Source organism: Paraburkholderia phenoliruptrix (assembly GCF_902859825.1).
Taxonomy (GTDB): domain Bacteria; phylum Pseudomonadota; class Gammaproteobacteria; order Burkholderiales; family Burkholderiaceae; genus Paraburkholderia; species Paraburkholderia phenoliruptrix.
Window position 1 is genome coordinate 38,705 of sequence record NZ_CADIKB010000030.1, and the last position, 20,990, is coordinate 59,694.

Sequence of the window (20,990 nt, forward strand, 5' to 3'; positions counted from 1 at the left end):
GATGAGCCCCGTGTCTGTCATCACCGTGTTGTTGTGGTTGTCGATGGCGGGTCTGGCGTTCGCGCTCGCGAAGCGCGCCGCGTACTGGCGCGAAGGTCGTGCGACGGCGGCAGGCGCATACGGCTGGACCAATCTGCTGTCCATTCCGAAGCGCTATTTCGTGGACCTGCACCACGTGGTTGCGCGCGACCCGTACATTGCGAAAACTCACGTCGCGACAGCGGGCGGTGCGATCCTCGCGATGGCGCTCGTGTTCGTCAACTACGGTCTCGCCATCTACTCGCCGTGGATCGACAAGCTGATCTTTCTCGCCGCGCTCGTAATGCTGGTCGGCGCCGTGTTCGTATGGCGCCGCCGGCATGGCGCGAAAGCGGTCCCGGCGCGGCTTTCGCGCGGGCCGTGGGATCATTTGCCGTTGCTGCTCGGCTCGTTCGCGCTCGGCCTCCTGCTGTTCGTCGCGCTGCCGGCGTCGGCAATGTCGGGTGCGCTCGCGATCATCGTCGCGCTGCTGATCGCAGCAGGCGCGTTCACGATGACGTTCGGCGCCGCGCGCGGCGGTCCGATGAAGCATGCGCTCGCGGGTCTTCTGCATCTCGCGTTTCATCCGCGTCAGGAGCGCTTTGCCGAGCGTAACGACAAGGACGTGGTGCCGCCGACTGCGCTCAAGGTGCCGCTTCTCGATGCGAAAGAATACGGCGTGGGTAAGCCGGTGGAATTTCGCTGGAACCAGTTGCTCAGTTTCGACGCGTGTGTGCAATGCGGCAAATGCGAAGCGGCATGTCCCGCATTCGCGGCGGGCCAGCCGCTCAATCCGAAGAAGCTGATTCAGGATCTGGTGACGGGCATGGTGGGCGGCACGGATGCCGAATACGCGGGCAGCCCCACGCCGGGCATTCCGGTAGGCAAGCATGGCGGTGCGCCGCAAAAGCCCCTGATTTCCAGCCTGATCGAAGCAGAGACACTGTGGTCGTGCACGACGTGCCGCGCGTGCGTGCAGGAGTGCCCCATGCTGATCGAACATGTCGACGCAATCGTGGACATGCGCCGCAATCAGACGCTGGTGGAAGGCACGGTGCCCGGCAAGGGGCCGATCACGCTCGCGAATCTGCGCGAGACCGGCAGCTCGAATGGCTATGACATCGGCGCGCGTTACGACTGGGCCGTCGATCTGCAGGTGCAGGTGGCGCAGCCGGGCCGTCGGGTGGAGGTGCTGGTGATTGCGGGCGAAGGCGCATTCGACATGCGCTACCAACGCACGCTGCGTGCGCTCGTGAAGGTGCTGAACCGCGCGGGTGTTGACTACGCCGTGCTGGGTGGTGTGGAGACGGATACCGGCGACACCGCCCGCCGCCTCGGCGACGAAGCCACCTTCCAGCAGCTTGCCCGCAAGTTGATCGGCACGCTTTCGCAGTACTCGTTCGGCAGAATCGTGACCGCGGATCCGCACGTGCTGCACAGCCTGCGCAACGAATACCGTGCGCTGGGCGGTTTTTACGAAGTGCAGCATCACACCGCGTTGATCGATGAACTCGTTGCGAGCGGCAAGCTGTCGCCGCGTGCGAGCGCGGCATATGCGGATCGCAAGATCACGTATCACGATCCATGCTATCTGGGCCGCTACAACGGCGAAACGGAGGCGCCGCGCCGCGTGCTGAAGAGTATCGGCATCAAGGTCGTCGAAATGGAGCGCAACGGCATGCGCGGACGTTGCTGCGGTGGTGGCGGCGGCGCACCGTTGACCGACATTCCGGGCAAGCGGCGCATTCCCGACATTCGTATCGACGACGCGCGCGGCATCGGTGCGGAGATCGTCGCCGTGGGTTGTCCGAATTGCACGGCGATGCTCGAAGGCGTGGTCGGTCCGCGTCCCGAAGTACTGGACGTCGCCGAACTGGTTGCAGCGGCGCTGGAGTAACGCGATGAACACCATTAAACGAATCGATCCGCGCCGGCCCTTTACGATCACGGCGGATGGCCTGAGACGCATCACGCTGGGCGTCGCCGGCGTGGCGGGTGCAATGGATTTTGCCGCGGCTGGCATGGCGCACCGTGAGCAACCGAAGCCGCGCCGCACGATCGCGGCCTCGCAGCATGTGATGCTCGTGGCGGCCCACGCGGACCGCGGCGCGCTCGACGAGCATGCGCGCCAGACGCTCGCCGCGGCCGCGTTGATTGCGGACGCAACGACCGAAGTCGTGTTGCTCGTGTTCGGTGAATTCACCGGCGACGTTGCCGCACTCGGCGCAGACAAGCTGATCGAGCTGCCCATGTTCGACCGGCGCAGATTCGCGCCGGTCGACGAACTCAATGCGCTGGCCGCGTGCGTCGCGGCGTACGCCCCGGTGCACGTGTTCCTGCCGGACAACGCGACGGGCGACGGCGATCTGGGCCGCCGCTATGCCGCCGCGGCGAATGCGAGCGTCGCAACGCACGTGGTCGAGATCGACGCGTCGCACGTTGGGGCTTACGTGCGCGCCAACACCGCATTCGCTTCGCGCGCGCTGCCTGAAGTGATTTTGCTCGCGCCCAACGCGGTCGATCCGAAGTTGCCGTTCGTCGGCGCGGGCGAGCGCGTGGCGTGGCGCTTCGACGGCGAGTCCGCCAGTTCGGGGAGTAACGTGCGCGATCTAGGCATCGAGGAAATGGACGCGGCGCAACTCGCACTCGAAGAAGCGGATTTCATCGTCTCGGCCGGCAACGGCGTGAGCGACGTGCCCGCGTTCGAGCGTCTTGCGGCCACGCTGGGCGCGGCGATCGGCGCCAGCCGGGTGGCGGTGGACGACGGCAAATTCACGCGCGACAAGCAGATCGGCGCGACCGGCAAAACAGTCGAGGCGAGCGTGTATATCGCCTTCGGCATTTCCGGCGCAGTGCAGCATTTGCAGGGCATCAAGGATTGCCGTCATGTGATTGCGGTGAATCTGGACGCCAGCGCGCCGATTGCGAAGCGCGCGAACCTGACTGTGATCGCGGATGCACAGGAAACCATCGCGGCGCTGAACGACGCTGCTGCGGCGGCGCGTTCGGCGCGCGGCACGGGCGCCGCGTTACTCAATTCGAAGGCCGCTGCGGAAGGAGCGCTCGCATGAAAATCGCCGTACTCGTTTCCGTGGGGCGACATCCCGTGAGCGGGGTAGCGCGCTACAGCCGCAACGACGCCGCCGCGCTGACGCTGGCGCTCTCGCTCGCGAAGCAGCACAACGCGACGCTCGACGTGCTGCATGCCGGCGACCCGTCGAACCCCGCGTTGCAGGAATATCTCGCGCTCGGGGCGCGCTCGGTGGAAGTGCTCGCGCTGCCCGATGCCGGCGACGGGCAAGCGGACGCCTCGGCGCCGCTCGCCGCGCGTTTGCAGGGATATGACCTCGTATTGACCGGCACACGCGCAGAAGGCGCGTTCGACAGCGGCATGCTGCCGTATCGCGTCGCGAATGCGCTGAACATTCCGCTTGTCGGCGCGGCCGTCGACGTCGCGTTGCAAAGCGGCAGTGCGCAGGTTCGGCAATTCATGCCGAAGGGTCTGCGCAGGCGCGTCGAGGTTCAATTGCCGGCACTCGTCGCTGTTCACCCCATGGCCAATGCGACGCCGACCTATGCCTATGCACGGCTGCGCGAGGGCATGATCCGGCCGGTGACGATGAGCGCAAAAGGCGCGAGCAGCGATGCTGCGGCACCTGCCTGGACGATTCGCCCGGCAAGCGCCAAACCCGTGCGACTCGCCGCCGCTGAAAAGCGGTCCGGCCATGCTCGCATGCTTTCGGCGACCACGACGGAAAGCCGCGGCGGCAGCGTCGTAATTGAAGGGAGTTCCGTCGAAAAAGCACAAGTGATTCTTGCCTATTTGCGCGAGCATCAACTCGTGGATTACTGATTCCCGGTTCAGGCGAACATGGCGCCAGGAGGGCCTGGCGCGGCGCCAGACGTGACACGCAACGGAGCACACAATGAAAGTTTCGGCAGACGTTCGCGCAATGATCGAACGCCGCAAAAAGGATTACACGCTGGAAGCGCCGTTCTATACGAGCGAGGAAATCTTCGCGCTCGACCTGGACGCCATCTTCCGCCAGCACTGGATTCAGGTCGCGGTGGAGCCGGACGTGCCGGAACCGGGCGACTACATTACGGTGGAAATCGGTCAGGATTCCATTCTGATCGTTCGCGACGACGACATGCAGGTGAGGGCCTTCCACAACGTGTGCCGCCATCGCGGCGCGCGTCTGTGCAATACGGACAAGGGCTCGCTCGGCAATATCGTCTGCCCGTATCACAGCTGGACGTATAACCTGAACGGCGACCTGATGTTCGCGGAGCATATGGGCGACCAGTTCGACCGTTGCAAGCACAGCCTGAAGAAGGTGCACGTCGAAAATCTGGCAGGCCTGATCTTCATCTGTCTCGCGGACAATCCGCCGGCGGACTTCTCCGTAATGCGCGCCGCGATGGAGCCGTATCTGCTGCCGCATGAACTGGCCAACTGCAAGATCGCGGCCTCGATCGACATTATCGAGGAAGGCAACTGGAAGCTGACGATGGAGAACAATCGCGAGTGCTATCACTGCGTCGCGAACCATCCTGAACTGACCATTTCGTTGTATGAGTACGGCTTTGGTTATCAGCGCACGCCGGCCAACGAAGAGGGCATGGCGGCTTTCGAAGAGACCGTCGCGCGGCGCACTGCGCAATGGGAAGCGATGAAGCTGCCGTCGGCGGAAATCGAACGGCTCGCGGATCTCGTCACCGGTTTTCGGACCCAGCGTCTGCCGCTCGACCGCGATGGCGAGTCGCAAACGCTCGACGCAAAAGTCGCGTCGAAGAAACTGCTCGGCGGCTTCGAGCAGGCCGATCTCGGCGGCCTTTCGTTCTGGACGCAGCCGAACTCGTGGCATCACTTCATGAGCGATCACATTGTGAGCTTCTCGGTGATTCCGCTTTCGGCAGGCAAGACGCTCGTGCGTACGAAATGGCTCGTGCACAAGGACGCGCGCGAAGGCATCGACTACGACGTGAACAATCTCACGGCGGTGTGGCGCGCCACCAACGATCAGGACCGCGCGCTCGTCGAATACTCGCAACGCGGCGCATCGAGCAGCGCGTATGAACCGGGCCCGTATTCGCCGTTCACTGAAGGTCTCGTCGAGAAGTTCTGCGAGTGGTATATCGGCCGCATCGCGGAGTACAGCAATGCACCGCAAACACACGACGCCACGCCGGCCACACACGGCGAGAAAGTCGTGTCGTTCGTGCGCTGAGCGCAACAGCGCCATCAGGAGCGGGAGAAAACAATGATGCGCGATCAGGCGACGTTCCAGCCAGGCGGCGAGCCGGCTTCGAACCCAGCAACAAGCCGTGTGACGCAGCCGCGCTTCTGGGACGCGCTGCCGGCGCGCTGGAACAGCGATGCGGACGAGACGCTGGTGTGCTGCCACGTCCGTCAGGAAACGCACGACGTGAAGAGCTTTTTCTTTCGCGCGCCGAACGAACGGGCGTTCGTGTTCGAGCCGGGACAGTTCATCACGCTTGAACTCGATATCGACGGCGAGTCCATCAACCGCTGCTATACGATTTCGTCGCCGCCCACGCGGCCGCACACGATCTCTATCACGGTGAAGCGCGTGCCCGGCGGCAAGGTGTCGAACTGGCTGCACGACAATCTGCAAGTGGGCGGCGAGGTTCGCGTGCTCGGGCCGGCCGGCGAGTTCACGTGCGCTCACCATCCCGCGCGCAAGTTTCTGTTTCTGTCGGCGGGTTCCGGCATTACGCCGCTCATGTCGATGAGCCGCGCGCACCACGAACTCGGCGAGGACAGCGACATTGTGTTCGTGCACAGCGCTCGCACGCCCGACGACATCATCTTTGCACGCGAGCTCGATCTGATCGCATCGAATCAGGCGCATTTCCGCACGGCGTTTGTGTGCGAGCGCCTCGGTACGCGCACGAACTGGCATGGCGTCACCGGTTTTCTGACCTTGCCATTGCTGAAGCTCATTGCGCCGGACTTTCTCGAGCGTGAAATCTTTACCTGCGGCCCCGCGCCGTACATGCAGGCGGTGCGCAATCTGCTCGACGAAGGCGGTTTCGACCGTCGCCACTATCACGAGGAAAGCTTCTCGTTCGAGACGGTGAGCGAGGTCGCTGCGCAACTCACCACTGCTCACGTCGCGGAAGTCCTGCATGCGGCGCCCGAACCGGTGCTCGAGGAAAGCTTCGTGCAGGCGCGGGAACAGGCGCCGGCTTTCGAGCCCGCTCCCGCGGCGCCAGAAACCGAAACGCGCTACAAGGTGAGCTTCACGAAGAGCAACCGGGAGATCGAGTGCGGCAGCGGCCAGCACGTCCTGGATGCGGCAAAGAAAGCGGGCGTACGTCTGCCCGCATCGTGCACTCAGGGGATGTGCGGAACCTGCAAAGTGAAGCTCGTATCCGGCGAAGTGGCGATGAAACACGCAGGCGGCATTCGTCAGCGGGAAATCGATCAGGGCATGGTGTTGCTTTGCTGCAGCAAACCGCTCTCCGATCTCGTCGTTGAAAAATGATCGGTGCAGGTCGCACAAACACGGGTTGCAGCCAGTGCTTGAGCCAGGTCGCGTGTGGACAACTCCATGTCGCAAAACAACGTTACCGGGCAATTCTGGCTGGCGATTCTAAATGCTCATTGGGTTGTTTTTGGAAGTGAACGGGAGAACGGCGATGAGACTGATCAGAAAGATATTGGTGTTGAGCACCTTGAGTGCGGCACTGGCGGCAAGCAGCGTGAGCGTTTCGGCAGATACCAAGCCGACCATCAAGATCGGCTATGTGGAAGGCTGGGATGACAGCGTCGCGACGTCCAACGTCGCTGCGCGCGTAATCGAAAAGCGTCTTGGCTACCAGGTCCAACTGGTGCCGGTCGCGGCCGGCGTGATGTGGCAAGGTGTGGCCCGCGGCGACCTCGACGCGACGCTGTCCGCGTGGTTGCCGGTCACGCACGGCGCGTACTGGAACAACTTCAAGGACAAGGTAGTCGACCTCGGCGCAAACTTTAACGACGCGAAGATCGGTCTGATCGTGCCGGACAATCTCGACGTGAAGACGGTCGGCGACCTGGAAGCGAAAAAGGCGGAATTCGGCTCGCGCATCGTCGGTATCGACGCTGGTGCAGGCGTCATGCAGAAGACCAGCGAAGCGATCAAGGCTTACGGCCTCGACTATAAGCTGATGCCGAGCTCGGGCAGCGCGATGACCGCGGAACTCGCGCGTTCGGAAGCGGCAAACAAGCCGATCATCGTGACCGGCTGGAAACCGCACTGGATGTTCGCCAAATACAAACTCAAGTTCCTCGATGACCCGAAGAAGGTGTTCGGCGAAGCTGAGCACGTCGACACGGTCGTGAATCCGGAACTGGAAAAGAAGGCGCCTCCGGTGGTTGCGTTCCTGAAGAAATTCCAGTGGAAGCCGGGCGAGATCGACAGCGTGATGCTCGCGACGCAAAACGGCGAAAAGCCGACTGCCGCGGCCGATGCGTGGATCGGTGCGCATAGCGACCGCGTGGATAGCTGGGTGAAGTAACCCGCTTTAGCCTGTACCGCAGTTGACATGACGAAACGCCGCTTTTACAGCGGCGTTTTTCTTTGTGGCCCTCGTCACACGCTGCGGTTATTGCAGCACAACGGTCCTGTCGCCGTTGATAAACACGCGCCGTTCGATAAACGCTTTCACCGCGCGAGCGAGCGTAATGCACTCGACGTCGCGGCCCGTGGCGAGCAGCCGCTCGGGGCTGTACGAATGATCGACGCGTTCGACCACCTGCTCGATGATCGGACCTTCGTCGAGATCGTCCGTCACGAAGTGTGCCGTGGCGCCGATCAACTTGACGCCGCGCGCATGCGCCTGGTGATAGGGTTTCGCGCCCTTGAAGCCGGGCAGGAACGAATGATGGATGTTGATGGCGCGCCCGGCAAGCGCGCGGCTCGTTTCACCGGAAAGAATCTGCATGTAGCGCGCGAGAATCATCAACTCCGCGCCGGAGGTCGCGAACAGGTCGAGCAGACGCGCTTCCTGCTGCGGCTTGGTGTCCGCCGTGATGGGCAGATGATGGAACGGCAACCCATGCTGTTGAGCCAACGGTTCGAGATCACGATGATTCGAGCCAATGCCGACAATGTCCATTTTGAGCTCGCCCATGCGCCAGCGAAACAGCAGGTCGGCCAGGCAGTGCTCCAGCTTCGACACCATGATCAGGACTTTGGGGCGCGTGCCCACGTCGTGCATCGCCCATGTCATACGAAAGCGCTCGGCAATGGGCTCGAACTCGCGTTTGAGCGCCGCGACATGCAGCGTTTCCTTGCTGTCCACGCCGTGAAAAACGCAGCGCACGAAAAAGCGTTCGCTGAGATCGTCGTCAAAAACGGTGAGTTCGTCGATATAACAATGGTGCCGGTCGAGAAAGCCGACAACGGCAGCGACCTGGCCCGCGGCGCTCGGACACGCAACGGTGAGAACCAGTTGATCAGGACGGGAATCGGCGGACATGCGCTCTCCACATAGACGATAGGCCCATGCCGCAGGGGCGCGGCATGCATCGTCGCAGTAGAGCAAATTGGCGCGCCGCCGGGATAGAAGCGAATCGCCGTGGCAATGGAACGGGAGCGTCAGCGGGTCATTCCGCGTCCAGCCCGCATTCGCCCAGCAGCCATTGACGAAAAGCCTCCACCGCCGACGTGGCCGCGCGTTGGGTGACGAGCATATAGCCGCGCCCGGTCACGACGGGCGCATCGAACAGCTCGACAAGTTGCCCTGTGGCCAGCAATTCGTCGACGAGCGGCGCCCAGCCGAGCGCCACGCCCTGGCCCATGATCGCCGCATGGGCGACGAGCGTGAAGCTGTTGAAGGTGATGCCGCGATGCGCGGCGGGCGCGACGAGGCCGTGCGCGGCGAACCAGTCGGCCCATGACAGCCAGCGTGCCGGTTGCGTCGGCTCGAGATGGAGTAGCGGCAGCGCGAGGAGTTCGGACGGTGACGTGAGGGGCGGATGCGCGGCAAAAAACGCGGGGCTGCATACCGGCGTCACATGTTCGGGAAAGAGCTTGATCACACTGCGAGCGTTCCAGTCGGCATGTTCGTCGCCGAATGCAATCGCCACGTCCGCCTGCTCGTGCGACGGATCGAACACGCTTTGCGACGTGATGATCCTGACGTCGACATCGGGCATCAGCGCCTTGAATTGCGAAAGGCGAGGCATGAGCCAATAAGTCGCGAAGCCGAAGTCGGTGGACAGCGTGAGCGTTTGCGGCGTGCGGCGCGCGCGGATGTCGGCAGTGGCGCTGCGGATGGTGTCGAGCGCATGACGTACCGCTTCGAAGAGCCGCTCGCCGTCTTCCGTGAGTCTCACGCCGCGATGACCTCGCTCGAACAGCGGCGCGCCGAGGGTTTCTTCCAGTTGCACAATGCGCTGGCTCACCGCGGGTTGCGTCGAGCCGAGTTCGCGTGCGGCCGCCGTGAAGCTCGCCAGACGCGCAGCGGATTCGAACATCGTCAAGGCCTGCATTGGCGGCAAGCGATCCTGCCTCGACATAACGCCCCCTTATAGACACATAACGAATTGCCGTCTTCACAGCGCCGAATTGACCGGCAATAGTGATGTTCATGCCGGTCTCACTACACCGGCACGAGTACTTGCACAGACATTCATGATTTTATTCGAGGCGCGCTCCAATGCTTGACAGCAAAAAGAATATTCTCATTCTGATGGCCGACCAGATGACGCCGTTTGCGCTTGCCGCGTACGGACACCCGCTCACGAGAACGCCGAACCTCGACCGGTTGGCGAAGCAGGGCGTCGTGTTCGATTCCGCCTATTGTGCGAGCCCGCTCTGTGCACCCTCGCGCTTTTCGTTTCTCTCGGGCAAGCTGCCTTCCGCAATAGGCGCCTATGACAATGCAGCGGAATTTCCGTCGCAGACGCTGACGTTCGCGCATTACCTGCGCGCGGAAGGATACCGCACGATCCTCTCAGGCAAGATGCATTTCTGCGGCGCCGATCAATTGCACGGTTTCGAAGAACGCCTCACCACCGACATCTATCCCGCCGATTTCGGCTGGACGCCGGACTGGGACGATTTCGAAACGCGGCCCACGTGGTACCACAACATGAGCTCCGTCATCGATGCAGGCCCGTGCGTGCGCACCAACCAGCTCGATTTCGACGATGAAGTCACCTTCACCACGCGTCAGAAGCTTTTCGACATTGCACGTGAACGCCATGTCGGCAAAGACGCGCGGCCGTTCTGCCTCGTCGCCTCGTTGACGCATCCGCACGATCCGTACGCCATTCCGCAGAAGTACTGGGACATGTACCGGGACGAAGATATCGACATGCCCGCGCATCGCGATTCATTCGACGAAGCCGATCCGCATTCGAAGCGTTTGCGCCATGTTTGCGAAACCGATCGCACGCCGCCCACCGAGCAGCAGATCCGCAATGCACGCCGCGCCTATTACGGCGCCATTTCCTATGTCGACGATCAGTTCGGTGCGATTCTTCAGGCGCTCGAACAGGCAGGGTTGGCGAAAGATACGATTATCGTGGTCACTTCCGATCACGGCGAAATGCTCGGCGAGCGAGGGCTCTGGTACAAGATGACCTTCTTCGAAGGCGGTTGCCGCGTGCCGCTGATCGTGCATGCGCCGCAGCAATTCGACGCGCACCGCGTGCAAGCTTCCGTATCGCATCTCGACCTGCTGCCCACGCTGGTCGAACTCGCGCGCGGCGATCAGCCGGCGGCGTGGCCCGACTCGCTGGACGGGCACAGCCTTCTGCCGCATCTCCAGGGGGCGCGGGAAGGTCATGACGAAGCGATCGGCGAGTACCTCGCTGAAGGTGCTATTGCACCGATCGTGATGCTGCGGCGCGGGCGTTTCAAGTTCATTCATACCCCGGCCGATCCCGACCAACTGTACGACGTGAAAGCCGATCCCCTTGAGCGCGTGAACCTCGCATTCAAAACCGAATACGCGGCCGAAGTGGAGGTCTTTCGCAAAGAGATCGCCGCCCGCTGGGATCTCGCCGCACTGCACAACGAAGTACTCCGAAGCCAGCGCCGCCGCCGCTTCCATTTCGCGGCGACCACGCAAGGTACAGTGGCTTCATGGGACTGGCAGCCGCTCGTCGATGCAAGTCAGCGTTATATGCGCAATCACATCGACCTCGATACGCTCGAAGCCATGGCGCGCTTTCCCGCTGTAGCCCACTGAATATTCCTTGCAGCAGGACGCCGTCTACACGCTAACGATTCACCCACCCACAGGAAGCCGCGATGATGAACAAGCTATTCAAACAGGCCCTATCCGGCGTTGCGCTGCTCTGCGCGGCGGCGAGCTTTGCGTCGGCCGCCGAGCCGCAATCGTGCATGCAGGTCAATATGGCCGGGCCGGGCTGGACAGACATCGACGCGACCAATGCGATGACCGGCGTCGTGCTGAAGGCGCTCGGCTATAAGCAGAAGGTCGCGAACCTGTCGGTGCCCATTACGTATCAGGGCCTGAAAAAAGGGCAAATCGACGTGTTTCTCGGCAACTGGATGCCCGCGCAGGCGCCGCTCGTCAAACCCTTCGAAGAAGAAAAGTCGATCGTAGTGGTGCATCCGAACCTCAGCAACGCGAAGTTCACGCTGGCAGTGCCCGACTATGTCGCGGCTGCAGGCGTCCACTCGTTCGCCGACCTCGCGAAGAATGCCGACAAGTTCGACAGCAAGATTTACGGCATCGAACCGGGCGCGCCGGCCAACCAGAACATCAAGAAGATGGTGGACGACAAGGCGTTCGGGCTCGACAGCTGGAAGGTCGTCGAATCGAGCGAGACAGGCATGCTGACCCAGGTGGAGCGTGCGGTGCGCGAAAAGAAGTGGATTGTGTTCCTTGCGTGGGAGCCGCATGTGATGAACACGAAATTCAAACTGACGTATCTGGACGGCGGTGACAAGTACTTCGGTCCCAACTATGGCGGAGCCACGGTCAACACGGTCGCGCGCACCGGCTATGCGGAGCAGTGCCCGAACGTGGATCGCCTTTTCCGGCAGCTGACGTTCAACGTCGACCTGGAAAACGGCGTAATTACCGAAGTACTCGAGAAGAAGACGAATGTCGACGTAGCAGCCACCGAAGCGCTCAGGCGCCATCCGGACCTGCTCAAATCGTGGCTTGACGGCGTGAGCACCGCGAACGGCGGCAACGGCTTGCAAGCCGTTCAGGCCGCGCTCGGCATGAAATAACAGAGGCAATGGCAAGCGCGAGGTCGCGAGGCGACAGATTCATGTCGCATCCAATCGATTCGCCGTAAATCTGGACTCGTATTCTTGACTCGTCGATGCCGGCCTGGCGGAATTTCATGCTGAACAAATAGCAGCCGCGCCACATCGACCGGTCTCAGCCGGTTTTCGAACTGCCCATCACGCGAGAAATGCTGCGCACCTCGAAGCGCACAGCAGGATCGCTTTATCCAACGAATTGCGCAGGCACAGAGCAGGGGAGAATTAGATGAAGAAGAGAAATGCCGTCAGTCTTTCGGGACTCGCTATTGCAGCAAGCGCCGTATGCGCGCCCACGGCTGTCCACGCACAAAGCAGCGTCACGCTGTATGGCATTCTGGACGCCGGCATTACGTACGTGAACAACGCCGGCGGGTCCCATCAGGTCAAGTTCGATGACGGCATTTCTTACGGCAACCGTATCGGCTTCAAGGGCACCGAGGACCTCGGCGGCGGCTTGCAGGCGGTATTCGTTCTGGAATCGGGCTTTCATGTGGGCAATGGTCAACTCGGGTTCGGCGGTGCGGAGTTCGGGCGCCAGGCATATGTCGGACTGAAGAACAGCTGGGGTACGCTGTCGTTCGGTAATCAGCTCGACATGACGGAAGAATTCGCCTACCTGTACAACATTTCCGCGTGGGCGAGCGGCTACGCGATCCACCAGGGCGACTTCGACCGGATGAACGGCGACCGGCTGCCCAATTCCATCAAGTTTCTCTCCAACGACATCTCCGGCTTTTCTTTCGGCGGCATGTACTCGTTCGGCAATACGGCGGGCGACTTCCATCAGAAGAGCGCGTGGAGCGTGGGGGCGCGCTACGAGCACGGTCCCTTCAACATGGGCGCCGCCTATACGCAGTTGAACAACCCGTTCGGCATTTACGCGTTCGATCCGTATGCGATGATCGGCACGCGTACATTCCTCGGCAGGCCGACTGTTTCCGTCGATCCTGCAACCGGGGCGGTTACCGATCTGTACAGCTCCACTTCGTTCCCTGTCGACAAGCAAGGCGCGTTTGCCGTCGGCGCCGCCTACACGATCGGCAACGTGATGCTGAGCGGCAACTTCACTTACACGACGATCAAGGGCCTCGGCCAAACCTCGCATATGCAGGTATACGAAGGCGGTGCTTCGTACACCTTCACTCCGGCGTTGATGCTCTACGGCGGTTATCAGCACACGCGATTTGAAGGCAACCACTGGAATCAGGGCTCGCTCGGGCTCCACTACCTGTTGTCCAAACGCACCGATGTGTATATTTCCGGCGATTATCTGCGCGCTTCGGCTGGCGTGAATGCGGTGATCGGATATAGCTTTACGCCGTCGTCGACCAGCACGCAAGCCGACGTGCGCATCGGCATGCGTCACTCCTTCTGACGCGGCACAGGCGGATTTCCAAACAACGGGAATCCGCCTGCGTGAGGAGTCGGCGCGATGCGTCCGCGCTCTCCGAATAGGTCGCTTCTTCTTTACCTCCGCTTTACACTCCCTCCCGTACAAGATGCGCCTGCGTGCGATGAGCCGTCATTGCAGGTTCGAGCGCCGTAGTCCGTGTCTTTTTCCATAGCGCCGGCAACTGTCGGCTGCAACAGATAGTTGACCTTGATCAAGCGAAGGCCCGGGCGTGCGTTTGTTCAGTCACAACGAGCCGCTATTCTGACTGACAGGCGCATGGGCTGCACGCCCCGCATGGCTTGCGCCGGCTCGTAACCTGTGTGCCGTTCCCGCGCCATTCGACCAGGTGGACGTCATGAACATTCGCTTTCCTGACCAGCGCCCGGCGTATTGCGGGCGTGACCTCGCCGTCGCGTTTGCGGCGGAGGCGGGCAGCATACGCGTCTTTCGCCCATGAACGCCTGTCAGGAAACCGCCGAACCGGCCGCACACGCGTTACCCGGCCTCGTGCAGGGTCCGCACGGCGAGCCGTCCGCGCTGCTGCGGCTCGCGCTCGCGCGTGGGCCCGTGCGCACGGCCGTGGTTCATCCCTGCGACAGTCCGAGCCTCGCCGCGATGAGTGCGGCTTTCAGGGGCGGCCTGATCGATCCCGTCATCGTGGCGCCGCGCGACAGGCTGCGCCCGCTTGCGTCGGCGGCGGGCATCCATTTGAATGGCATTGAAATCGTCGATGTGCCGCATAGTCATGCCGCCGCCGCACGCGCCGTGGAGCTCGCGGCCCACGGCGAAGTGCAGGCGTTGATGAAAGGCAGCCTGCATACGGACGAACTGATGGCCGCCGTCGTACCGCCGGAGTCGGGTTTGCGAACGGGCAAACGCATATCGCACTGTTTTCTGATGCAACTGCCCTCGTATGCGCGTCCGTTCATCATCACGGATGCCGCGATCAACGTTGCACCCGATCTCGAGCAGAAGTGTGGGATCGTGCAGAACGCGATCGACCTCGGGCACGCGCTCGGTCTCGCGCTTCCGCGCGTCGCGATTCTCGGCGCGGTCGAAACCGTCAATCCGCACATGCGTTCGACGCTCGATGCCGCCGCGCTCTCGAAGATGGCCGACCGCGGGCAGTTGATCGGCGCGCTCGTCGATGGCCCGCTTGCGTTTGACAACGCCATTTCCGTGAGGGCCGCGCGGCTCAAGGGCATCGCATCGCCCGTCGCCGGACGGGCCGACATTCTGGTCGTGCCCGACGTGGAGGCCGGCAATATGCTCGTCAAGCAGCTTGAATTCCTGAGCGGCGCGGCGAGTGCCGGCATCGTGATGGGTGCGAGGGTGCCGATCGTGTTGACGAGCCGTGCTGACAGCGTGTCTGCACGCATCGCTTCATGCGCGCTGGCCGCGGTGCTGGCGATCAGACCCGTCGGCAGCGGTCATACTAAGGGAAACGTATGAGCTTGACGATGGTGGTCATGGGTGACAGCATCATTTGATTTGCAGCGCGCGAACGGGATGTCGAGGCATGCAGATGCGGGAATTTCGGCATGAAGCTCGCACGCAGCCGTGGGATTGGGAGTGAAGCTTATCCGCCGCGATATCGCTGCTCCCGCCAATTCGGTATGAGGTTCAAATCGCCCGCCAACCAGCATTCACAAGGGGAAGATCATGGCCGCTCAACGCGTTGCTTTTGTTACCGGCGGAATGGGCGGTCTTGGTGCCGCCATCAGCCGGCGCCTTCACGATGCAGGCATGGTAGTGGCGATGTCGCATTCCGAACGCAACGATCATGTCGCCACCTGGCTGACGAGAGAGCGCGAGGCAGGGCGTCATTTCCTCGCCTTCGAAGCCGACGTATCCAGCTTCGATTCGTGCGCGCACTGCGCGGAGCGCCTGCTTGCCGAATTCGGCGCGGTGGATGTTCTCATCAACAATGCGGGCATTACGCGCGACGCGAGCTTCGCGAAGATGACCAAGGAGGACTGGGACACGGTGCTGCGCACCGATCTCGATTCCATGTTCAACATGACGAAACCGCTCTTGCCGGCAATGGTGAAGCAGCGTTTCGGACGCATCGTCAATGTGAGTTCGGTGAATGGGGCGCGCGGCGCCTTCGGGCAGACCAATTACGCCGCGGCTAAGGCGGGTATTCACGGTTTTACGATGTCGCTTGCGCTGGAGACAGCGCGACATGGCGTGACGGTCAACACGGTCTCGCCTGGCTACCTCGCCACGGCAATGACGGCAGCCGTGCCACAGGAGGTGATGGAAACAAAGATTCTCCCCCAGATCCCCGTTGGGCGTCTCGGTGAACCGGACGAGGTCGCCGCTCTCGTGGCTTTCCTTTGTTCGGACGACGCGGGATTTATCACCGGCGCCGACTTCGCCGTTAACGGCGGCATGCATATGCGGTGAGCACGCACGAGAGGAAAGTCGCGATCTGCCGCAATCCGAAGACAATATATAATAAGGTGAAATGTTAAGTCCGAACGGCAGGACGCTGGATGAAGAAAATGACCATTTCATTCGACCTTGCGGCGATGCAAGCGTCGGCGGACAGGGCGTGTGCACTGCTGAAGGTGCTGGCCAATCGCGACCGGCTCATGCTGATGTGCCAGTTGTCGTACGGCGAGCGCTCCGTCAGCGACCTGGAGAATGAGTTGAGCATTCGTCAGCCCACTCTGTCGCAGCAGCTCGGCGTACTGCGCGACAACGAGCTCGTCAAAACGCGGCGCGAAGGAAAGAGCATTTTCTATTCGCTCGCGAGTCGCGAGGCAATGGCCGTCATGGCGGTTCTGTACGACCAATTTTGCAGATGACGCCTGACGGACGGTCGCGACTTCCAAAACTTCCCAACTGGGCTTCCCAACTCACGCGCATGTTAGACATGACGTCGTGGATCGAGCAGGGCAGCCAGTTCAAAAAGCTGGGCCAGCGCGGGAACGCGTAGCAACAGCAGCAGCGCTATCACAGTAGTCCCGAGCACGATCCAGAGATAGCGATTGCGCAGCGGCGTACGGGTGCGCCGCCGTGGCATGGCTAACATGCGGATCACGAAAATCAGCGCAACGTTGCCCACGACGAGCGCCACGAAGGCGAGCGTTCGGGCAAGCAGATGCTGATGTCCATGAGTTAGCAAGCCTATATAAAGGCCGAGTACCAGCAGGCCAAAGAGCGCGCCCACTGCCGCGCCGTTGGCGAGGGCACGATTCGATAGCAGACGCGCACCGGCGCGGCGCGGCGGAACCTGCATCAGATCGTTGCGTTCCGGTTCGTTCTCAAACACGACTGAACAGACCGGATCAATGATCAGCTGCAGAAACACGATGTGGACCGGCGCAAGCATCGGCGGCAAGCCGGCTACGACGGGAATCAGCGTCGCCGCGATCATGGGAATATGCACAGCCACGGTATAGCTGATTGCCTGCACGAGGTTGGCGTAGATGCGCCTTCCCATCCGGATCGCCGACACGATAGGCGCGAAGTCGTCGCGCAACAGCACGAGGGACGCGACTTCACGCGCCACTTCCGCGCCGCGCAGCCCCATTGCAATGCCGATATGCGCGGCTTTCAGTGCAGGTGCGTCATTCACGCCGTCCCCCGTCATCGCAACAACGTGGCCGCTGTCACGCAGCGCCTGCACGAGCCGAAGCTTCTGTTCGGGTTTGACGCGGGCGAACACGTCGACGCGCTGCACGGCCTCATGGAGTTGCTTGTCGTTCATCGCCGCGAGGTCGTGACCGGCCATGATATGCCCGTCGCCGATGCCGACTTCGGCTGCAATAGCGCGTGCCGTGGACGGATAGTCGCCGGTAATCATGACCACGCGGATGCCGGCTGCCTTGCATTGCGCGACCGCGCCGGTGACTTCCGGCCGGACCGGATCGAGAAGACCGACCAGCCCCAGGAACGAAAACTCGAAGTCGTGCTGCTTTTCCGGCCAGTCAGCATGCGAGTGGCGCGCCTTCGCGACGCCCAGCACGCGCAGCCCACCGGATGCCATTTCGGCAGCCTGATCGAGGATGCGTCGCGTTTGCTGCCCGCTCAGATGACACAAGCTGCAAACCGCCTCCGGCGCACCTTTGCATGCGACGGCGTGATGGTCGAGCTCCGCCGTACGCCACGCGTGGGACATGGCCGGCAGTTCGGGCGTGAGCGCGTATTCATGAACGAGAGACCAGTCCCTGTGAAGACGCCCGGTGCCGGCCAGGCCGACCCGGCCGGCTTCGTGAAACGCGAGTTCCATTGGATCTACCGGCTCGATTTCGCTCGCAAGCACGAGATATTCGATGAGTTCGTGATACGTCTCGTCGATGCTCCGCGTAGCAGGGTCGACGGTCTGCAGCTTTCCGCGGGCAAACAGCACGCGAACCGACATGCGGTTCTGCGTCAGCGTGCCTGTCTTGTCGACACATAACACCGAGGTCTGGCCGAGGGTCTCGATCGCGCTCATGCGTCGCGTCAACACGCCTTCGTCGGCGATGCGGCGTGCGCCCAACGCCATGAATACGGTCAGGATGACGGGGATTTCTTCGGGAAGAATGCCCATGGCCAGCGTGATGCCGGCAAGCACGCCCGGAATCCATTCTCCGGACCGCCAACGATAAGCCGCCACAAGAAACAGGCATAACGCGATTGCGGCTAATGCGAATCGATTGATGAAGTGCCTTGTTTCCAGTTGCAACGGCGAGCGCGCCTCGGATATGCCGCTCAGCGACTTGCCTATGCGGCCGAGCGTCGTATCGGAGCCTGTCGCGGTCACCACCATGCGCCCCTGGCCCTGAACCACCATCGAGCCGAAGAACAGCGTGGAGCCCGGGACATCCGCGTCTTCGAGGCCGTCTCGTGCGGCGGCTTTGCTCACCGCAACCGATTCGCCGGTGAGCAAAGACTCGTCTACGCTGAGCTCATGCGCTTCGGTCACGGCGCCGTCAGCGGGCACGCGTGCGCCTTCGTCGACGAAAACCACGTCGCCCGGCACCAGCTCCGCTGCGCAGACGAGCTGCCGTCGTCCGTCTCGAAGCACCTGCGCGCGCGGTGCGGAAAGTTCGCGAAGCGAGTCGAGGACCCGCGCGGTGCGATGACTTTGCACTACCGTAAGTAGAACGATGGCCATGACGAACGCGAGCAATGTCAGCGCTTGGGTCGCGTCGCCGATCAGAAAGTAGACGGCGCTCGCCGCAAGCAGCAGAAGAAACATCGGTTCGGCGAGCACCTCGCGCAGCGTGCGCCACCACGTGCGCCTTGGCGTCGAGTCGACGATGTTTCGACCGAAGCGCGCCCGCAGTGCTTCTACTTCTGCATTCGTCAAACCAGACGGAGACCGACTGTTTGCCTGCAACGCGGGCGAAGTCGCCTCAGCGCCGTGCTGGACGGGCTCAACAAAGAGGGCCACAGGTTGGGTTGGCATGGAGTTGCTACCCGAGCTCATCGCGCCTGAGCTCACTCAGCGCACCGACCTGCGCGCCGGCAAATACGAGCAAGACGAACAGGAGTACGACGCGGAGTGTGCTGAACATGAGGAGCCTCCTATCGAAGATCGGCGATTCGCGCGAGCAAAGCACATGCGCTGACGATTTTCAGAATGACGCGCGGGCGGCATGCGGGCGTTGATTTGTATCAAGCGGCTCACTTTCCAGTGGCATAGCCTGAAGTCAGCTTGAAGTCAACGAGGCATCGTGGCGCTGCGTCCGCAGGAAGCGGCGATCGACAATCAGGAGGCGGACAATGAAACAACGGCTTCGGCGACGACTGAGCATTGCGGCGGCGCTATTGATCTTTTCGTCGTCCGCTGCGTTGGCTGGTGACCTGACGTCGATCGAGACGCACAGCCAGCGTTACGGGAACCATATCGCCATTTCCGCATTCGACGATCCTCTCGTGAAAGGCGTGACCTGCTATGTCACGGAGTCGCAGTCGGATCGCGCTTTTGGCAGCGGGAGAATACCGCACGCGGCGGATTTCACGGCGTCGTGTCATCAGACAGGTAATCTCGAAGTCGCGGCCGCGGTTCCGGCACAGGCAAAAGTGTTTACGGTCCAGCAGAACGCGATTTTCGATTCGCTTCATATATTCCGCGTGATCGACGCTGAGCGACATGCGCTCGTGTACTTCATCTACTCGGAGGACGAGACCGCGGGCGACTTGCCCGGCCGGCTCGATGTGGTCCGCTTACCGGCGAGCCTGCGGATGCCGACACGATAGCGCTTGGCAGGCACGTCACTGTACCGGCAAAAAGGTCGAATAAGCGGGCCGCCCGGCAATCGGGTGAAAATTCGTACCACAATCAATATATAATTAAATATAATGTACAAATGCACGCGACAGATTGCGCGCTGCGAAGTAACCAGCCGGTTGGACAGCCATAACAGGCTGCATGACCCGCTCAGTGGCCTAAACATAAGGCGAAAGCATGTCGATCGATCTCGCACACTTCACACCTGGGCTGTCTTTAGCGGGCGGCCTGCTGATCGGCGCCGCGGCCGCGACACTCGTGTTTTTCAACGGACGCATCGCGGGTATCAGCGGCATTCTGGGCGGATTGCTTGGGAGTACGCAGAAAGACGCGGCGTGGCGCGTCGCATTTCTTGCGGGGCTCGTGGGAGCGCCTGCATTGGCGGCCCTGCTGGGCGAGCCCATTGCGCCCGACATTCAGACAGGGTGGGGCGGCGTACTCGTCGCCGGTCTTCTCGTCGGCATCGGCACGCGATATGCGGGCGGTTGCACGAGCGGCCACGGGGTGTGCGGCATTTCACGTGGCTCGGTTCGTTCGCTGGTTGCGACGGCAACTTTTATGGCGAGCGGCTTTCTGACCGTGTTCGTCGCGAGACACCTGCTGGGAGGCTGAGGTGGCTTTACTGACTGCGTTGCTTTCCGGGCTTTTGTTTGGCGTGGGCCTGATGATCTCCGGCATGGCTAATCCGGCGAAGGTGCTCGGATTTCTTGACCTCGCGGGGCGCTGGGATCCCTCTCTCGCATTCGTGATGATCGGTGCGATAGCAGTGGGTTCCATCGCGTTCCTGTTTGCAAGGCGCCGCAAGCAATCGCTGCTCGGTCTTGCCATGCGGATTCCGGCTCATACAGGTGTGACATTGAGACTCGTGCTGGGTAGCGCGGTGTTTGGTGTGGGCTGGGGCCTTGCTGGATTCTGCCCGGGCCCCGCGCTGGTCGCGTTGGGCGCCGGCGTTCCGAAAGCGTGGGTCTTCGTCGCAGCGATGTTGTCCGGCATGGCCGCGTTTGAACTGCTGGAGCGCGCGAAATTCGGCCGGCAGCGGGTTTGAGTTGGCCGGTGCGCGGCGGAAGAGGAGGGGCGTCGCGCAAGT

The 20,990-nt window shown here is 62.1% G+C and carries 18 protein-coding genes; 15 read left to right on the plus strand and 3 right to left on the minus strand.

The genetic code is table 11. The features are described from left to right. Position 1: 1 nt before the first annotated feature. The 6 genes from HV711_RS24215 (at position 2) to HV711_RS24240 (ending at position 7,542) form a co-directional block, all read left to right on the plus strand. Positions 2–1,915: a (Fe-S)-binding protein gene (locus HV711_RS24215; protein ID WP_035481025.1), complete on the plus strand. Its 1,914-nt coding sequence runs from the start codon at positions 2–4 to the stop codon at positions 1,913–1,915. Between the two features lie 4 nt (positions 1,916–1,919). After that, positions 1,920–3,089 carry an electron transfer flavoprotein subunit alpha/FixB family protein gene (locus HV711_RS24220; RefSeq protein WP_035481027.1) on the plus strand — a complete coding sequence of 390 codons (1,170 nt, stop codon included), beginning with the start codon at positions 1,920–1,922 and terminating at the stop codon, positions 3,087–3,089. Continuing rightward, entirely contained in the window at positions 3,086–3,871 is a 786-nt protein-coding gene (locus tag HV711_RS24225; protein WP_035481030.1) for a drug:proton antiporter, read from the plus strand. Before HV711_RS24220 ends, HV711_RS24225 begins: the two co-directional genes overlap by 4 nt. Positions 3,872–3,944: 73 nt before the next feature. Further along, entirely contained in the window at positions 3,945–5,249 is a 1,305-nt protein-coding gene (locus HV711_RS24230) for an aromatic ring-hydroxylating oxygenase subunit alpha (protein ID WP_013592292.1), read from the plus strand. 33 nt (positions 5,250–5,282) lie between these two features. After that, positions 5,283–6,530, plus strand: a complete 1,248-nt coding sequence (locus HV711_RS24235) for an FAD-binding oxidoreductase (RefSeq protein WP_035481033.1) — start codon at positions 5,283–5,285, stop codon at positions 6,528–6,530. Between the two features lie 154 nt (positions 6,531–6,684). Then, the gene (locus tag HV711_RS24240) at positions 6,685–7,542 is read left to right on the plus strand and encodes a glycine betaine ABC transporter substrate-binding protein (protein WP_013592294.1); all 858 of its coding nucleotides are present in this window, start codon (positions 6,685–6,687) and stop codon (positions 7,540–7,542) included. A gap of 87 nt (positions 7,543–7,629) precedes the next feature. Here the strand turns inward: HV711_RS24240 and purU are convergent, their stop codons facing one another. Next, the gene (gene purU, locus HV711_RS24245) at positions 7,630–8,505 is read right to left on the minus strand and encodes a formyltetrahydrofolate deformylase (protein WP_013592295.1); all 876 of its coding nucleotides are present in this window, start codon (positions 8,503–8,505) and stop codon (positions 7,630–7,632) included. Positions 8,506–8,632: 127 nt separating this feature from the next. Next, positions 8,633–9,547, minus strand: coding sequence for a choline sulfate utilization transcriptional regulator (locus tag HV711_RS24250; RefSeq protein WP_013592296.1), 915 nt, complete (start codon positions 9,545–9,547; stop codon positions 8,633–8,635). A gap of 140 nt (positions 9,548–9,687) precedes the next feature. Between HV711_RS24250 and betC the strand changes: the two genes are divergently transcribed. The 6 genes from betC to HV711_RS24280 all read left to right on the plus strand — a co-directional run bounded on the left by betC (position 9,688) and on the right by HV711_RS24280 (position 16,487). Next, positions 9,688–11,226: a choline-sulfatase gene (betC, locus tag HV711_RS24255; RefSeq protein WP_035481036.1), complete on the plus strand. Its 1,539-nt coding sequence runs from the start codon at positions 9,688–9,690 to the stop codon at positions 11,224–11,226. A 62-nt stretch (positions 11,227–11,288) separates the two neighbouring features. Further along, a complete protein-coding gene (locus tag HV711_RS24260) occupies positions 11,289–12,242 on the plus strand; it encodes a choline ABC transporter substrate-binding protein (protein ID WP_013592298.1) in 954 nt (317 codons plus the stop codon). 265 nt (positions 12,243–12,507) lie between these two features. Further along, a complete protein-coding gene (locus tag HV711_RS24265) occupies positions 12,508–13,656 on the plus strand; it encodes a porin (RefSeq protein WP_035481037.1) in 1,149 nt (382 codons plus the stop codon). 471 nt (positions 13,657–14,127) lie between these two features. Continuing rightward, the gene (locus tag HV711_RS24270) at positions 14,128–15,126 is read left to right on the plus strand and encodes a bifunctional enoyl-CoA hydratase/phosphate acetyltransferase (RefSeq protein WP_035481040.1); all 999 of its coding nucleotides are present in this window, start codon (positions 14,128–14,130) and stop codon (positions 15,124–15,126) included. Positions 15,127–15,336: 210 nt separating this feature from the next. After that, positions 15,337–16,083: a beta-ketoacyl-ACP reductase gene (locus HV711_RS24275; protein ID WP_035481043.1), complete on the plus strand. Its 747-nt coding sequence runs from the start codon at positions 15,337–15,339 to the stop codon at positions 16,081–16,083. An 89-nt stretch (positions 16,084–16,172) separates the two neighbouring features. Next, positions 16,173–16,487, plus strand: a complete 315-nt coding sequence (locus HV711_RS24280) for an ArsR/SmtB family transcription factor (protein ID WP_035481045.1) — start codon at positions 16,173–16,175, stop codon at positions 16,485–16,487. A gap of 62 nt (positions 16,488–16,549) precedes the next feature. Here HV711_RS24280 and HV711_RS24285 read toward each other — a convergent pair whose 3' ends face one another. Then, the gene (locus HV711_RS24285; protein ID WP_035481048.1) at positions 16,550–19,078 is read right to left on the minus strand and encodes a cation-translocating P-type ATPase; all 2,529 of its coding nucleotides are present in this window, start codon (positions 19,076–19,078) and stop codon (positions 16,550–16,552) included. Positions 19,079–19,395: 317 nt separating this feature from the next. On the opposite strand from HV711_RS24285, the gene HV711_RS24290 reads away from it, so the two are divergent. From HV711_RS24290 to HV711_RS24300, 3 genes are all read left to right on the plus strand, one after another. Then, the gene (locus HV711_RS24290; RefSeq protein WP_013592305.1) at positions 19,396–19,872 is read left to right on the plus strand and encodes a CreA family protein; all 477 of its coding nucleotides are present in this window, start codon (positions 19,396–19,398) and stop codon (positions 19,870–19,872) included. A 208-nt stretch (positions 19,873–20,080) separates the two neighbouring features. Continuing rightward, the gene (locus HV711_RS24295) at positions 20,081–20,515 is read left to right on the plus strand and encodes a YeeE/YedE family protein (RefSeq protein WP_028360038.1); all 435 of its coding nucleotides are present in this window, start codon (positions 20,081–20,083) and stop codon (positions 20,513–20,515) included. A 1-nt stretch (position 20,516) separates the two neighbouring features. Continuing rightward, positions 20,517–20,948, plus strand: a complete 432-nt coding sequence (locus tag HV711_RS24300) for a DUF6691 family protein (protein ID WP_028360037.1) — start codon at positions 20,517–20,519, stop codon at positions 20,946–20,948. Positions 20,949–20,990 lie beyond the last annotated feature (42 nt).